The sequence below is a fragment of the Pseudomonas sp. SDI genome (assembly GCF_003105155.1).
Taxonomy (GTDB): Bacteria; Pseudomonadota; Gammaproteobacteria; order Pseudomonadales; family Pseudomonadaceae; genus Aquipseudomonas.
This window is the reverse complement of the sequence record NZ_QETK01000005.1, coordinates 137,621-151,846: the sequence shown is the minus strand read 5'-3', so window position 1 is coordinate 151,846 and position 14,226 is coordinate 137,621. Positions and strand designations below refer to the sequence as shown.

The 14,226-nt window shown below is 64.0% G+C and carries 12 protein-coding genes; 6 read left to right on the top strand and 6 right to left on the bottom strand.

Going from position 1 to position 14,226, the window contains the following annotated elements; translation table 11 throughout:
- The 6 genes from DCO48_RS04960 to mreB all read right to left on the bottom strand — a co-directional run bounded on the left by DCO48_RS04960 (position 1) and on the right by mreB (position 8,812).
- Positions 1-3,819 carry a YhdP family protein gene (locus DCO48_RS04960; protein WP_116549504.1) on the bottom strand — a complete coding sequence of 1,273 codons (3,819 nt, stop codon included), beginning with the start codon at positions 3,817-3,819 and terminating at the stop codon, positions 1-3.
- An 88-nt stretch (positions 3,820-3,907) separates the two neighbouring features.
- On the bottom strand, positions 3,908-5,365 hold the full coding sequence (gene rng / locus DCO48_RS04955; RefSeq protein ID WP_116549503.1) for a ribonuclease G: 1,458 nt from the start codon (positions 5,363-5,365) through the stop codon (positions 3,908-3,910).
- An 86-nt stretch (positions 5,366-5,451) separates the two neighbouring features.
- Positions 5,452-6,051 carry a nucleoside triphosphate pyrophosphatase gene (locus tag DCO48_RS04950; protein ID WP_116549540.1) on the bottom strand — a complete coding sequence of 200 codons (600 nt, stop codon included), beginning with the start codon at positions 6,049-6,051 and terminating at the stop codon, positions 5,452-5,454.
- Positions 6,052-6,087: 36 nt separating this feature from the next.
- Entirely contained in the window at positions 6,088-6,576 is a 489-nt protein-coding gene (gene mreD / locus DCO48_RS04945) for a rod shape-determining protein MreD (RefSeq protein ID WP_116549502.1), read from the bottom strand.
- A complete protein-coding gene (gene mreC / locus DCO48_RS04940; RefSeq protein ID WP_116549501.1) occupies positions 6,576-7,610 on the bottom strand; it encodes a rod shape-determining protein MreC in 1,035 nt (344 codons plus the stop codon). The genes mreD and mreC overlap by 1 nt, the downstream gene beginning before the upstream one ends.
- A 164-nt stretch (positions 7,611-7,774) precedes the next feature.
- Positions 7,775-8,812: a rod shape-determining protein MreB gene (mreB, locus tag DCO48_RS04935; RefSeq protein ID WP_008371426.1), complete on the bottom strand. Its 1,038-nt coding sequence runs from the start codon at positions 8,810-8,812 to the stop codon at positions 7,775-7,777.
- Between the two features lie 202 nt (positions 8,813-9,014).
- Between mreB and gatC the strand changes: the two genes are divergently transcribed.
- The 6 genes from gatC (at position 9,015) to DCO48_RS04905 (ending at position 14,206) form a co-directional block, all read left to right on the top strand.
- Positions 9,015-9,302 (top strand): Asp-tRNA(Asn)/Glu-tRNA(Gln) amidotransferase subunit GatC, encoded by a 288-nt coding sequence (gatC, locus tag DCO48_RS04930; RefSeq protein ID WP_116549500.1) that lies wholly within the window; start codon positions 9,015-9,017, stop codon positions 9,300-9,302.
- A gap of 16 nt (positions 9,303-9,318) precedes the next feature.
- On the top strand, positions 9,319-10,770 hold the full coding sequence (gene gatA, locus DCO48_RS04925; RefSeq protein WP_116549499.1) for an Asp-tRNA(Asn)/Glu-tRNA(Gln) amidotransferase subunit GatA: 1,452 nt from the start codon (positions 9,319-9,321) through the stop codon (positions 10,768-10,770).
- Positions 10,771-10,781: 11 nt separating this feature from the next.
- Positions 10,782-12,227, top strand: coding sequence for an Asp-tRNA(Asn)/Glu-tRNA(Gln) amidotransferase subunit GatB (gatB, locus tag DCO48_RS04920; RefSeq protein ID WP_116549498.1), 1,446 nt, complete (start codon positions 10,782-10,784; stop codon positions 12,225-12,227).
- Between the two features lie 109 nt (positions 12,228-12,336).
- The gene (locus tag DCO48_RS04915; RefSeq protein WP_116549497.1) at positions 12,337-12,708 is read left to right on the top strand and encodes a septal ring lytic transglycosylase RlpA family protein; all 372 of its coding nucleotides are present in this window, start codon (positions 12,337-12,339) and stop codon (positions 12,706-12,708) included.
- A gap of 63 nt (positions 12,709-12,771) precedes the next feature.
- Positions 12,772-13,815, top strand: coding sequence for a calcium/sodium antiporter (locus DCO48_RS04910; protein WP_116549496.1), 1,044 nt, complete (start codon positions 12,772-12,774; stop codon positions 13,813-13,815).
- A gap of 10 nt (positions 13,816-13,825) precedes the next feature.
- On the top strand, positions 13,826-14,206 hold the full coding sequence (locus tag DCO48_RS04905) for a carboxymuconolactone decarboxylase family protein (RefSeq protein ID WP_116549495.1): 381 nt from the start codon (positions 13,826-13,828) through the stop codon (positions 14,204-14,206).
- Positions 14,207-14,226 lie beyond the last annotated feature (20 nt).

Genomic DNA, 14,226 nt, shown 5'->3' with positions numbered 1-14,226 from the left:
TTAGCGTGACTTCTCGAAAGGTTTGATAAAGCTAATCTTAGGCTCTTTCCACGGCCCCTCGACCCGATAATGCACGCTCGCGTAGCGGGCCACCCGATCACCCAGCAGGCGGTCGACCAGGAACAGTGCACCACCGACCGCCGGCGCACCGACGATCAACGCGGCCAGCGGCAGGTTGTTGGTCACCGGCAGGCTGACCTGCAGGTTGGCATCGACCCGGTCGCTGACCATATCCAGGGTGCCGTCCAACTCCAGGTTACTCGACGGTCCGGTCAGGGTAATCGGCTCGCGGGTCACGTAGACACCTTCGCTGGCGACCAGCAAGCCCTTGACCCGGTCATAGCTCAAGCCCTTGTCGAGCAGGTCGGAGAAATCCAGCCGCAAGCGCCGGCCAATCGAATTGAAGTTCAGCAGGCCAAACACCCGCAGGGCCTGGGCGCCACCTTCAACTTCGACAAACTGCCCCGAGCGCAAGGCCGCATCCAGGCTGCCGGAGAAGCGCCTGAGCGCCACCCAGGCCGGCGAGCCGGGCCAGCGGCCGTCGACATCGAGACGGAAATCGCGGCTGGTCACGGTGGGCGCAAAGCCCCAGGCTTGCAGTACATCGGCGAGGTTCTTGCCTTCGACACGGCCCTTGTACCAACTGCTGGTTGCGCCCGCAGCGCCTTCCCAGCCAGCCGTGCCATCGATCAGCAGGCCTCCCTTGAGGCTCAGGTCCAGATCGTTGAGCGTGATGCCCTTGGCGGTCGGCCGCACCTTGAGGGCGAAGCTACCCAGCAGATCGTCACCGCGAAACAGCTTGCCAATGTTCAGGTCCACTGCCGGGATCTTGCGCGGGTCGACATTGGCCAACGGGTCCGGGCCATCCGGCGAGGCGGCTTCGGCGGGGTCGGCCGGCGGCAGGTGAATGGTCGGCAGGTTGACCACGATCGGCGCGCCCTTCGCATCCGGCACGCGGGCATTGCCGATCACTTCCTGACTGTCCAGGCGCAGCAGCCAGTTGTCGCTGTTGCGGTCCAGGCGTACCAGCGCCTGGTTCAGGTTCATGCCATAGCCACGCAACTGCCCCACCGTGACATCGACACCGCGCAACGACTGCCGGGCACTGCCACCCGGATCGTTGCCGGCAAAGCGTTCGACTTGCTGCTGCCAAGGCTCCAGGTTCAGTTCGCTCAACTTGCCGCGCACCCGCAGGCCTTGTCCGGCAGGCATCTGCACAGTGCCACCGCCGAGCAGTAATTCACCCCGCCCCTGGGCCAACTTGTCGACGGCGCCGGCATACGCCAGGGTGGCGAGGTCGGCATAGCGGACGTCGAAACGGCGCTCGGCGCCTTGCAGGGTCATCCGGAACTGGCTATTGCGCGTTTCTGCCGCGGCCTTACCGAACGGCGCCGGCAGGTCGACCGCCAGGCCCTTGAGGTTGGAATCGACGCTCAGCAGGTTGTTCTGCGCCCCCAGGTGCACCTGTAGCTGGTAAGGAATCTCGCCAGAGGCCGGCAACGGTTGGCTGAATTTCAACCAGCCGGTCAGCGTTTTCAGGGCAATCTGGCCATTGGCAGTGACGCGGGTCTGCAATTGTCCCGGTTTGCCCTCGGCAAAGATCTGCGCGCTGATCGGCTTGTCGAAGGCCCGCGCAGTGATGTTCTGGCCACTCAAGCCCTTATCGAAGTCGAAACGGAAGTCGCCTTTGAGCTGGCTCAGTTCCAACGGCGGCTCGGCAATTTTCAGCCGGGCCTCGTCGGTGGCAAAGTCCACCAGCACCTTGGGCGCCTGGCCTTTGACCAGCGGGATGTCGAGCGTCAACTTACCCTTGAGCGGGCCCTCGCCTTCCCAGCCGGCGAAGGTCGGGCCGGTGCCGATCGGCGCCTCTTGGAGCACCTTCACCCCCTCGCCCAGGCTGCCATCGAAGTCACCGTCCAGGTACAGGTGGCTATGCTCATCGGCCGCCACGTGGGGAATATCGACCGCGACATTGCTCACCGTGGTATTGAGCAGCAACCCGCTACGCGCCTTGATCCGCACCCCGGCGTCATCGATGAACACATCGCCGTCGACCTTGCTCACCTGCGGCCAGCCCGGCTGGAAGTCCAGCGCAGCGTCATGCACCTTGAAGAACAGGCTGATGCTGCGGGCATGCGCCGGCGCGTTGTGGTTCAGCGAGCCCTGGTACTGGAAATAGCCTTCGTCCACCGCGCCCTTGAGAATCGCGGTGCGCAGCCAGTGATCAACCGCTGGGCTGAGCACTTCCGGCAGGTACTTGCCAGTGTAGCGACCATCGCCATCGACCAGACCGACGCGCAAGTCCATGTAATCTTCGCGGGTGTCGTCGAACAGCAGGCGGATCAGGAAGTCACCGGCAATCCTGCCCTCCTCGCCGAGCACCTTAAGGTACGGCGCGATCAGGGTGAAGCCGTCCTTGTCCAGGTGGTAGGTCAGCAGTGCGTTGGCCTTCTTGTAATGCCAGGGGTTGGCGAAGATCGGCACCAGGTGCAGCATGAACGCTTCGGTATCCAGGCGCAGTTCGCCCTGACCGAGGTCGCCGCTGATCCGCCCGCTGACGTTGTCGGCTGCCGGCGCACCGTGGTAGGCACTGAAACCGAGCCGTTCCAGGTTGGCGTCGAAGCTTACCCGGCGGTCGCCCTCGGCTTTGGGTCGCAGGTCGAGCTTGAGGTTGCGCACGGCGCCGGTCATCTTCAGCCCGTCGACCACCGCCATGAGGGTGTCCGGCAGTGGCGCCACAGCGTTGATCAGCGGTGTCAGCGGGGCCAGGTCGAGGCGGTCGGCCTGGAGCGCCCAGAGTTCCTCGGTGTTTGCGCTGGCGGCGGTCTGGCGTAGCTGCAGGTGCGATTGCCAACGGGTTTCGCCGAAGCTCATCGCCAGGTTATCGACGATCACCTCGAACCCCTGCTCGTTACGTCGGAACCAGCTGTTCAAGGCCAGGTTGTTGACCTTGATCGGCTTGCGTGCCCCGTAGGCGCCTTGCAGCTGCGGCGCATTCAGGCGCACGGTGGCGCTTTGCAGTTGCTGTTTGCCGAAGCTCACCCAGAACTCGCCACCGGCACGCAGTTCGCTGGCCTTGAACGCCCCGAGCAAGCGCTGTGGCAGCCATTTCGACCAGTCGCTTTGCGGCAGGCTCAGGTAGGCGTCCACCTCGCCATCGCGCCACTGCGCAGCGCGGATCCGGCTACGTAGGCTGAGGCTCAGCGGCTGGCCGTCCGGCAGGGTCATGCGCGCATCGAGGCGCTGACGCACACTACCGGTTTGCAAGCCGAGGCCGACATAGGTCAGGGTCAGAGGCTCATGCCCGAAGGGTTCGAGGGTTACCTGGCTGTCGAGCACCGACACCCTGGAAACCATCTGCATGCGTTCGAACAGCTGCTGCACGTCCAGCGGCTGATCGTCCTGGACCGGCAAGCCCTTGAGCGCCCAGGCACCGCTTTCGTCTTCATGCAGGTTGAGCTGCAAGCCGCCCAGCTCGACCTTGGCCAGGCGCACCTGGCGTTCCAACAGGCTGGTCCATAGATCCGGCACCACCTTGACCACATCCAGGCGCAGGGCACTGCTGCCCTCGCCGACCTGCACGTCGTTCACCAGCAATACCGGCGCCAGGCCACTCCAGCGCCCTTCAAGGCTGCCGATGTGCACCGGCAGGCCGAGCGCGGCCTGGGCCTGGTCTTCAACCTCACTCCGGTATTCGGCGACCAGCGGCACCAGTTCGCGGCCCAGGCTCACGTACAGCGCAACCAGCACCACCAGCAGCGCGCAGGCCCCCAGCCCCCAGCGGGTCAAGGTGCCCAGAACGCGGGTCAGACGCTCCATGGCAAAGCCCCTCCGAGTCGTCCATTAACTATGGCCGGGCTTGAGGGGTTTGCCAGCGACGGGCTCAAGGCATTGAAGTCAGCGCGTGTCAGAGCAGCACCACATCGTATTGTTCCTGGGAGTACATGGACTCCACCTGGAAGCGAATGGTTCGCCCGATGAACGCTTCAAGCTCGGCGACGTTACCCGATTCTTCGTCCAACAGGCGGTCGACCACCTTCTGATTGGCCAGCACCCGGTAGCCCTCGGCCTGATACGCACGGGCCTCGCGCAGAATTTCACGGAAGATCTCGTAACAAATCGTTTCCGGGGTTTTCAGCTTACCGCGCCCCTGGCAGCTCGCGCAGGGCTCGCAGAGCACCTGTTCGAGGCTCTCGCGGGTACGCTTGCGGGTCATCTGCACCAGGCCCAGCTCGGTGATGCCGATGATGTTGGTCTTGGCGTGATCGCGCTCCAGCTGTTTTTCCAGGGTGCGCAACACCTGGCGCTGGTGCTCCTCATCTTCCATGTCGATGAAGTCGATGATGATGATCCCGCCGATATTGCGCAGACGCAGTTGCCGGGCAATCGCCGTGGCGGCTTCGAGGTTGGTCTTGAAGATGGTTTCTTCGAGGTTGCGGTGCCCGACAAAGGCGCCGGTATTCACATCGATGGTGGTCATCGCTTCGGCGGGGTCGACCACCAGGTAGCCACCGGACTTGAGCGGCACCTTGCGCTCCAGTGCCCGCTGGATCTCGTCCTCGACGCCATACAGGTCGAAAATCGGCCGTTCCCCCGGGTAATGCTCCAGGCGGTCGGCGATTTCCGGCATCAGCTCGGCGACAAACTGTGTGGTCTTCTGGAAGGTTTCCCGCGAGTCGATGCGGATCTTTTCGATCTTCGGGTTGACCAGGTCACGCAGGGTACGCAATGCCAGGCCGAGGTCTTCGTAGATTTCGGTGGGGGCGCCGACAGTCTTGATCTGCGCTGCAATCTGGTCCCAGAGCCTGCGCAGATAGCGGATGTCCATGAGGATTTCATCGGCACCGGCACCCTCGGCCGCCGTGCGCAGGATGAAGCCGCCGGCGTCCTTGATGTTTTCCTCGGCTACGCAATCGGTGACCACCTGCTTGAGGCGCTCGCGCTCAGTTTCGTCTTCGATCTTCAGCGAAATACCGACATGACTGGTGCGCGGCATGTACACCAGGTAGCGCGACGGAATCGACAGCTGGGTGGTCAGGCGCGCGCCTTTGGAGCCGATCGGGTCCTTGGTCACCTGCACGACCAGACTCTGGCCTTCGTGCACCAGGGCGCTAATGGTTTCGACCGTGCTGCCTTCGCGCAGGGAAATTTCCGACGCATGGATGAACGCCGCGCGCTCCAGGCCGATATCGATGAACGCCGCCTGCATGCCCGGCAGTACCCGCACCACCTTGCCTTTGTAGATGTTGCCGACGATGCCACGACGTTGCGTACGCTCGACATGCACTTCCTGAAGAACACCGTTCTCCACCACCGCCACGCGTGATTCCATCGGCGTGATATTGATCAGAATCTCTTCACTCATGGCAGGCTCTCGTCAAAGGTCTTCAGGTAATCATGGAGTGCCCGGCAGTCGCTGGCGAGCAATAAACGGTGTTAGCGGTTCCTCGTTCAGTGCTTCTGCAGGTTTTGCCAACAGGGAATACCGAATTGGCCGAGCAATTCGGCGGTTTCGCTGACCGGCAGCCCCACCACGGCCGAGTAGCTGCCCGACAGACTTTTCACGAAGACCCCGCCCAAGCCCTGAATCGCGTAAGCACCGGCTTTATCCTGCGGCTCGCCGCTGGCCCAATAGGCCTCGGCTTCTTCCCGGGAAATGTCACGCAAGCTTACCCGGCTCCGAATGAACAGGCTTTCGCGACGTATGCCGTCGACCACCGCCACCGCCGTGAGCACCTCATGCTCGCGTCCGGAAAGGATGGCCAGCATGGCCAGGGCATCGGCTTTATCCAGCGGTTTGCCAAGAATCCGGCCGTCGATCACCACGGCGGTGTCGGCGCCGAGCACCACCGTCGGGCTGGCGGCAACATTCAGCGCCGCCAGCCCGGCTTCGGCCTTGCCCAGCGCCAGGCGCACAACGTAGTCGGCCGGTTGCTCGCCGGCATGCGGCGTCTCGTCGATGGCCGCACTGACGGCAGTAAAGGGGATGCCGATCTGGGTCAGCAGCTCGCGACGACGCGGCGACCCAGAGGCCAGGTAAAGCGGGGGCATCATGACGTCTCCCTGTCAGCAGTGGAAAGCCGGTGGCTAGTTGATGCTCAGGCGACGACGCAGTCCGCGCAGGCCATAGCTGATCCACGGCCAGAGCAAGGCACTGGTGACCGCCGGCCAGATCAGGGCCAGGGTTGGCTGGCGGTTGCCGGTCAACGCACTGAGCCACAGCTGAATCAGCTGGGCCAGGCCGAAGACCACCAGAATCACCAGGCTTTGCTGCCACATCGGGAACATCCGCAGACGCTGCTGCAACGACAGCACCAGGAACGTGATCAGGGTCAGCACCAGGGCGTTCTGCCCCAGCAGGGTGCCATACAGCACGTCTTCGGCCAGACCGAGCAGAAACGCCGTGGCCATGCCGACCTTGTGCGGCAGGGCCAGGGTCCAGAAGGCGAGGAGCAGCGCCAACCACAGTGGGCGGAACACTTCCATGAACGGTGGCATCGGCCACACGCTGAGCAACAGGCCGATAAGGAAGGTCAACCAGACCACCCAGCCATTCTTGCTGCGGGTACTGACCATCAGTGTGTCTCCCGGGAAGGGGGCTGGGCCGCCGCCGGGCTCACCGGGGCAGCGGCCGGTGCCGGAGCGGTCGCAGGTTTCGGCGTAACAGCCGGAGCAGCCGGTGTAGCAGCCGGGGCAGCGGCGGCCGGCGCCTCGGCAGTGCCCGACTGGGCCTGACGGTCGGCGGCTTCCTGCGCCTGCGCGGCATCGGCGGCGCGTTGCTCCGGCGTACGGCTGTCGGAGAACACCAGCAGCATGTAGCGGCTGCGGTTCAACGCAGCTGTCGGCACGGCACGGACGATGGCGAACGGTTGCCCGGAATCGTGGATCACTTCACGTACGGTGGCCACCGGGTAGCCGGCCGGGAAACGCTGGCCAAGGCCGGAGCTCACCAGCAGATCGCCTTCCTTGATGTCGGCGGTGTCGGCCACATGGCGCAGTTCCAGGCGCTCGGGGTTGCCAGTACCGCTGGCAATCGCGCGCAGGCCGTTGCGGTTGACCTGCACCGGAATGCTGTGGGTAGTGTCGGTGAGCAACAGCACCCGTGAGGTGTACGGCATCAGTTCGACCACCTGGCCCATCAGGCCGCGGGCATCCAGCACCGGCTGGCCGAGCACCACGCCGTCGCGCTCCCCCTTGTTGATCAGGATGCGGTGAGTGAACGGGTTGGGGTCGACGCCGATCAGCTCGGCCACTTCCACCTTCTCGTTGACCAGCGCCGAAGAATTGAGCAACTCGCGCAGGCGTACGTTCTGCTCGGTCAGGGCCGCCAGCTTCTGCAGGCGACCTTGCAGCAGCAAGGCTTCGGTCTTGAGTTTCTCGTTCTCGGCAATCAGTTCGGTACGACTACCGAACTGGCTCGCCACACCCTGCCACAGACGCTGCGGCACATCGGTGACCAGGTAGGACTGCATCAGCACCAGCGACATCTGGCCGCGAACGGGCTTGAGCAAGGTAAAGCGGGCATCGACCACCATTAAGGCGATCGACAGCACGACCAGCACGAGCAGGCGTACGCCCAACGAGGGGCCTTTGGCGAAAAGCGGTTTAATAGGCCGCTCCTCGTGGAGGATTCAGGAGGTCATTCATACGGCAACGCACCGGCCTGCTGTGCAGAATTGATGGAAACGACGCCCACGCGGACGTCAGCCCAGCCATACAGGTAGCACCATGGGCGCTACCTGTAAACCGGGCATCGGGACAGCTTACCGGCGAATCACTCGCTGGAGAGCAGGTCCATGGTGTGTTTGTCCATCATTTCCAGGGCACGACCGCCGCCACGGGCGACACAGGTCAGCGGGTCTTCGGCAACGATGACCGGCAGGCCGGTTTCCTGGGCCAGCAATTTGTCCAGGTCGCGCAGCAGCGCGCCACCACCGGTCAGCACCAGGCCGCGCTCGGCGATGTCCGATGCCAGTTCCGGCGGCGATTGCTCCAGGGCGCTCTTGACCGCCTGAACGATGGTCGCCAGCGATTCCTGAAGGGCTTCGAGCACTTCGTTGGAGTTCAGGGTGAAGGCACGGGGTACGCCTTCGGCCAGGTTACGGCCGCGCACGTCGACTTCACGGACTTCGCCGCCTGGGTAGGCCGTACCGATTTCCTGCTTGATGCGCTCGGCGGTGGATTCGCCGATCAGGCTGCCGTAGTTGCGGCGCACGTAGGTCACGATGGCTTCGTCGAAACGGTCGCCACCGACCCGTACGGATTCGGCGTAAACCACACCATTCAACGAGATCAGGGCGATTTCGGTGGTACCGCCACCGATGTCGACGACCATCGAACCGCGCGCTTCTTCGACCGGCAGGCCGGCACCGATGGCCGCGGCCATCGGCTCTTCGATCAGGAACACTTCACGTGCACCGGCGCCCAGCGCCGATTCACGAATGGCCCGGCGCTCGACCTGGGTCGACTTGCACGGTACGCAGATCAGCACCCGTGGGCTCGGCTGCAGGAAGCTGTTTTCGTGAACCTTGTTGATGAAGTACTGCAGCATTTTTTCGCAAACGCTGAAGTCGGCGATCACGCCGTCCTTCATCGGACGAATGGCAGCAATGTTGCCGGGTGTACGACCCAGCATGCGCTTGGCTTCGGTACCGACCGCGACGACACTTTTCTGGTTGCCGTGAGTACGAATGGCCACAACGGAAGGCTCATTCAGGACGATACCGCGCTCACGCACGTAAATAAGGGTGTTGGCAGTGCCCAGGTCGATGGAAAGATCGCTGGAAAACATGCCACGCAGTTTCTTGAACATGGGAAAGTGACCCTAGGCAACGCGTGGGTAAAAAAGTGCGGCAAACTCTAACAACGGCGGGGATTTTGGGCAAGGCGCCAATATGTTAAATTGGCAGTTTTTCCGAGCAAGCCAGCACACAATCGCGGCCTTATGACCGTAGAATTGCCCGCATGTTCCTCACCGCGGACCCTTTCCGTCTTTGTTTCCTCAGGAGATCCCCATGGCGCTTGAACGCTGCGACGTGGAAAAGATCGCTCATCTGGCCCGTCTGGGCCTCAATGAAGGCGATCTGCCACGCACTACCGATGCCCTGAACAGTATTCTGGGGCTGGTCGACCAGATGCAAGCAGTCGACACCACCGGCATCGAACCGCTGGCCCACCCGCTGGAAGCCAATCAACGCCTGCGCGCCGATTTGGTAACCGAAAGTAACCACCGTGACAGCTACCAGGCCATCGCCCCGGCGACGGAAAACGGCCTGTACCTGGTTCCGAAAGTCATCGAGTAAGGGAATAGAGCCTGCCATGCATGAATTGACCCTGGCCGAGATCGCCCGCGGACTCGCCGACAAGTCGTTTTCCTCCGAAGAGCTGACCCGTAGCCTGTTGGCGCGGATCAACCAGCTCGACCCGCAACTGAACAGCTTCATCAGCGTCACCGAAGAGCTGGCCCTGAGCCAGGCCCGGGCCGCCGATGGCCGCCGCGCCAATGGCGAGAACGGCGCCCTGCTGGGCGCGCCGATCGCCCACAAGGACCTGTTCTGCACCCAGGGCATCCGCACCAGTTGCGGTTCGAAGATGCTCGACAATTTCAAGGCGCCGTACGACGCCACCGTGGTCGCCAAGCTGGCCGAAGCCGGCATGGTGACCCTGGGCAAGACCAACATGGACGAATTCGCCATGGGTTCGGCCAACGAATCCAGCCACTACGGCCCGGTGAAGAACCCGTGGAACCTGGAACACGTGCCGGGCGGCTCGTCCGGCGGTTCCGCCGCAGCCGTGGCCGCGCGCCTGCTGCCGGCCACCACCGGCACCGACACCGGCGGCTCGATCCGCCAACCGGCAGCGCTGACCAACCTCACCGGGCTGAAACCGACGTACGGTCGGGTTTCGCGCTGGGGCATGATTGCCTACGCCTCCAGCCTCGACCAGGGTGGCCCACTGGCGCGCACTGCCGAAGACTGCGCCCTGCTGCTGCAAGGCATGGCCGGCTTCGACGCCAAGGACTCCACCTGCATCGATCAGCCGGTGGACGACTACAGCGCCAACCTGAACGCTTCGCTGCAAGGCCTGCGCATCGGCCTGCCGAAGGAATACTTCGGCGCCGGCCTCGACCCGCGCATCGCCGACCTGGTCCAGGCCAGCGTCAAGGCGCTGGAAAAGCTCGGCGCGGTGGTCAAGGAAATCAGCCTGCCGAACATGCAGCACGGCATCCCGGCGTACTACGTGATCGCGCCGGCCGAGGCCTCGTCCAACCTGTCGCGTTTCGACGGCGTGCGCTTCGGCTACCGCTGCGAAAACCCGAAGGACCTCACCGACCTGTACAAGCGTTCGCGCGGTGAAGGCTTCGGTGCCGAAGTGCAGCGCCGGATCATGGTCGGTGCCTACGCCCTGTCGGCCGGTTACTACGACGCCTACTACCTGCAGGCGCAGAAGATCCGTCGATTGATCAAGAACGACTTCATGGCCGCCTTCAACGAGGTCGACGTGATCCTCGGCCCAACCACGCCGAACCCGGCCTGGAAGATCGGCGCGAAGAACAGCGACCCGGTCGCCGCCTACCTGGAAGACGTCTACACCATCACCGCCAACCTCGCCGGCCTGCCCGGCCTGTCGATGCCGGCCGGTTTCGTCGAGGGTCTGCCGGTTGGCGTGCAGTTGCTCGCCCCGTATTTCCAGGAAGGCCGCCTGCTCAACGTCGCGCATCGCTATCAGCAAGTGACTGACTGGCACACCCGCGCCCCCACCGGCTTCTGAGGAACTCACACATGCAATGGGAAGTTGTGATCGGGCTGGAGATTCATACCCAGCTCGCCACCCAGTCGAAGATTTTCTCCGGCAGCGCCACCACCTTCGGCTCCGAGCCGAACACCCAGGCCAGCCTGATCGACCTGGGCATGCCCGGCGTGCTGCCGGTGCTGAACCAGGAAGCGGTGCGCATGGCCTGCATGTTCGGCCTGGCCATCGATGCCGAGATCGGCGCGCACAACGTGTTCGCCCGCAAGAACTACTTCTACCCTGACCTGCCCAAGGGCTACCAGATCAGCCAGATGGACCTGCCGATTGTCGGCAAGGGCCACCTGGACATCGCCCTGGAAGACGGCACCGTCAAACGCATCGGGATCACCCGCGCGCACCTGGAAGAAGACGCCGGCAAGAGCCTGCACGAAGACTTCAGCGGTTCCACCGGAATCGACCTGAACCGTGCCGGCACGCCGCTGCTGGAAATCGTTTCCGAGCCGGAAATGCGCAGCGCCAAGGAGGCCGTGGCCTACGTCAAAGCGATCCATGCGCTGGTACGCTACCTGGGCATCTGCGACGGCAACATGGCCGAAGGTTCGCTGCGTTGCGACTGCAACGTGTCGATCCGGCCAAAAGGCCAGGTCGAGTTCGGCACCCGCTGCGAGATCAAGAACGTCAACTCGTTCCGCTTCATCGAGCGCGCGATCAACAGCGAAGTACAGCGCCAGATCGAGCTGATCGAAGACGGCGGCCGGGTCATCCAGGAAACCCGCCTGTACGACCCGGGCAAGGACGAAACCCGTTCCATGCGCAGCAAGGAGGAAGCCAACGACTACCGTTACTTCCCCGATCCAGACCTGCTGCCGGTAGTTATCGAGCCGGCGTTCCTCGATTCGATCCGTGCCACCCTGCCAGAGCTGCCGCCACAGAAGCGCGAGCGCTTCCAGAGCGCGTTCGGCCTGTCGGCGTACGACGCCAACGTGCTGGCTTCCAGCCGTGAACAGGCGGACTACTTCGAGGCGGTGGTGGCGGTGTGTGGCGATGCCAAACTGGCCGCCAACTGGGTCATGGTCGAGCTGGGCAGCCTGCTGAACAAGCTGGGCCTGGAGATCGACCAGTCGCCGGTCAGCGCCGCGTACCTGGGCGGCATGCTCAAGCGCATCCTCGACAACACCATCAGCGGCAAGATCGCCAAAGTGGTGTTCGAGAAGATGGCTGCCGGCGACGGCGACGCCGACCAGATCATCGAAGCCGAGGGCCTCAAGCAGGTCACCGACAGCGGTGCCATCGAAAAAGTGCTGGACGAAGTGCTGGCCGCCAACGCCGAGCAGGTCGAACAGTACCGGGCGGCAGACGAAGCCAAGCGCGGCAAGATGTTCGGCTTCTTCGTCGGTCAGGCGATGAAAGCGTCCAAGGGTAAAGCCAACCCTGGGCAGGTGAACCAATTGCTCAAGAGCAAGCTCGAAGGGTAATCGCGTCACCTGCTTATCGCGGGACGAGCCCGCTCCCACAGGGATCACTACAACCCCTATGGGAGCGGGCTCGTCCCGCGCTAGCCTCACCACGGAGCACCGGCCTCACATGTGGCGTCTACCCAGCGCACTCGCGCTACTCACCCTGCTGGCCGGCTGTGCCAGCCACAGCATCGACCCGCGCGGTTACGATCAGACCGGCACCGCCTCCTATTACGGTTCCCGCCATCACGGCAAACGCACCGCCAGTGGCGAACCCTTCAACCAACACGCCCTCACCGCCGCTCACCGCAGCCTGCCCTTCGGCACGCGGGTGCAGGTTACCAACCTGTCGAACGACCGTCGTGTCGTGGTCCGCATCAACGATCGCGGCCCGCATACCCGTGGCCGGCTGATCGACCTGTCGCGCGAGGCTGCCGAACAATTGGGCATGCTCCGTAGCGGAACGGCGCGGGTCCGGGTACAACGTCTCAGCGACTGACCCCGTTACGGAGCACGACCCATTTTCAACCTGGCCGCTTTACCCACGTTCAGCCTGCTGCAATTGAACTTCGGCCTGCTGTTGCTGGTCGGTGGTGCCGAACTGCTGGTGCGTGGCGCCCTGCGCATGGCCGTCAGCCTGAAGGTACGCCCGCTGATCATCGGCCTGAGCCTGGTGGCCTTCGGCAGCAGCGCCCCGCAACTCACCGTCAGCCTGCAGGCGGCCCTGAACGGTGCGCCCGACGTTGCCGTCGGCAGCGTGATCGGCAGCAACATCTTCAACATCCTGGTCATTCTCGGCCTCGCCGCGCTGATCATTCCGCTGCGGGTCTCGCGCCAGCTGGTACGCCTGGATATCCCACTGATGATCGGCGCCAGCCTGCTGGTCTACCTGTTGGCCCTCAATGAAACCCTCGGCCGCCTCGAAGGCGCCCTGCTGCTGTTGGCCCTGGTCGGCTACCTGGCACTGCTCTGGCACCAGTCGCGGCACTACGCACGCACCTACCCTACGCCGCGCCCGACCCGCACCCATGGCCTGCGCTTCTGGACCGGCACCATGCTGCTGATGCTCTGCGGTCTCGGCCTGCTGAGCCTGGCCGGGCACATGCTGCTGGAGGCGGCGGTGGTGGTGGCGGTCGATCTGGGCCTGTCCGAACGGATCATCGGCCTGACCGTGGTAGCCGTTTGCACCTCGCTGCCGGAGCTGGCCACCTCGCTGATCGCGGCCTTGCGCGGTGAGCGGGAAATCGCCGTGGGCAACGTGATCGGCAGCAACCTGTTCAACCTGCTGGCGGTGCTCGGCCTGACCGCGCTGGTGGCCCCCGCGCCGCTGTCGATCTCACCGAACGCGCTGGATTTCGACCTGCCGGTGATGCTCGGCGTCGCCGTACTGAGCCTGCCGGTGTTCTATTCCGGGTACCGGGTCACCCGTGCCGAAGGCCTGGTGTTCCTCTGTCTATACCTGGCCTACGGCCTGCACGTGGTGGCGTTCACCACCGGCATGCCGCTGGCCACCCGCCTGGAACAGCTGATGCTGTTCTATGTCCTGCCAGCGCTGGCGGCGGTGTTGTTGTTCAGCACCGTGCGCGCCTGGCGCCGCCAACACTAAGGAAAACAACATGGGCGATACGAAGAAAACCGGCGAACAGGTTCGCCGCCAGGTGATGGGCGACGTGTTCGTCGACCGCGCACTGGGCAACGCCACCGCGTTCAGCGCGCCGCTGCAGGAGTTCGTCAACGAGCACGCCTGGGGTGGGGTGTGGAACCGCGAGGGCCTGCCGCTGAAAACCCGCAGCCTGATCACCCTCGCCGCACTGACCGCACTCAAGTGCCCGCAAGAGCTCAAGGGCCACGTGCGTGGCGCCCTGAACAACGGCTGTACGGTCGAGGAAATCCGCGAAGCGCTGCTGCACTGCGCGGTATATGCCGGGGTTCCGGCGGCGATCGATGCGTTTCGTGCCGCCCAGGAAGTGATCGACAGCCATCAGCAACAGGGCTGAGCGCCGATCACCTCCAGCAC

Coding starts and splice junctions, on each gene's coding strand:
- DCO48_RS04960 (WP_116549504.1), bottom strand. CDS start 3,819: ATGGAGCGTCTGACCCGCGTTCTGGGCACCTTGACCCGCTGGGGGCTG.
- rng (WP_116549503.1), bottom strand. CDS start 5,365: ATGAGTGAAGAGATTCTGATCAATATCACGCCGATGGAATCACGCGTG.
- DCO48_RS04950 (WP_116549540.1), bottom strand. CDS start 6,051: ATGCCCCCGCTTTACCTGGCCTCTGGGTCGCCGCGTCGTCGCGAGCTG.
- mreD (WP_116549502.1), bottom strand. CDS start 6,576: ATGGTCAGTACCCGCAGCAAGAATGGCTGGGTGGTCTGGTTGACCTTC.
- mreB (WP_008371426.1), bottom strand. CDS start 8,812: ATGTTCAAGAAACTGCGTGGCATGTTTTCCAGCGATCTTTCCATCGAC.
- gatC (WP_116549500.1), top strand. CDS start 9,015: ATGGCGCTTGAACGCTGCGACGTGGAAAAGATCGCTCATCTGGCCCGT.
- gatA (WP_116549499.1), top strand. CDS start 9,319: ATGCATGAATTGACCCTGGCCGAGATCGCCCGCGGACTCGCCGACAAG.
- gatB (WP_116549498.1), top strand. CDS start 10,782: ATGCAATGGGAAGTTGTGATCGGGCTGGAGATTCATACCCAGCTCGCC.
- DCO48_RS04915 (WP_116549497.1), top strand. CDS start 12,337: ATGTGGCGTCTACCCAGCGCACTCGCGCTACTCACCCTGCTGGCCGGC.
- DCO48_RS04905 (WP_116549495.1), top strand. CDS start 13,826: ATGGGCGATACGAAGAAAACCGGCGAACAGGTTCGCCGCCAGGTGATG.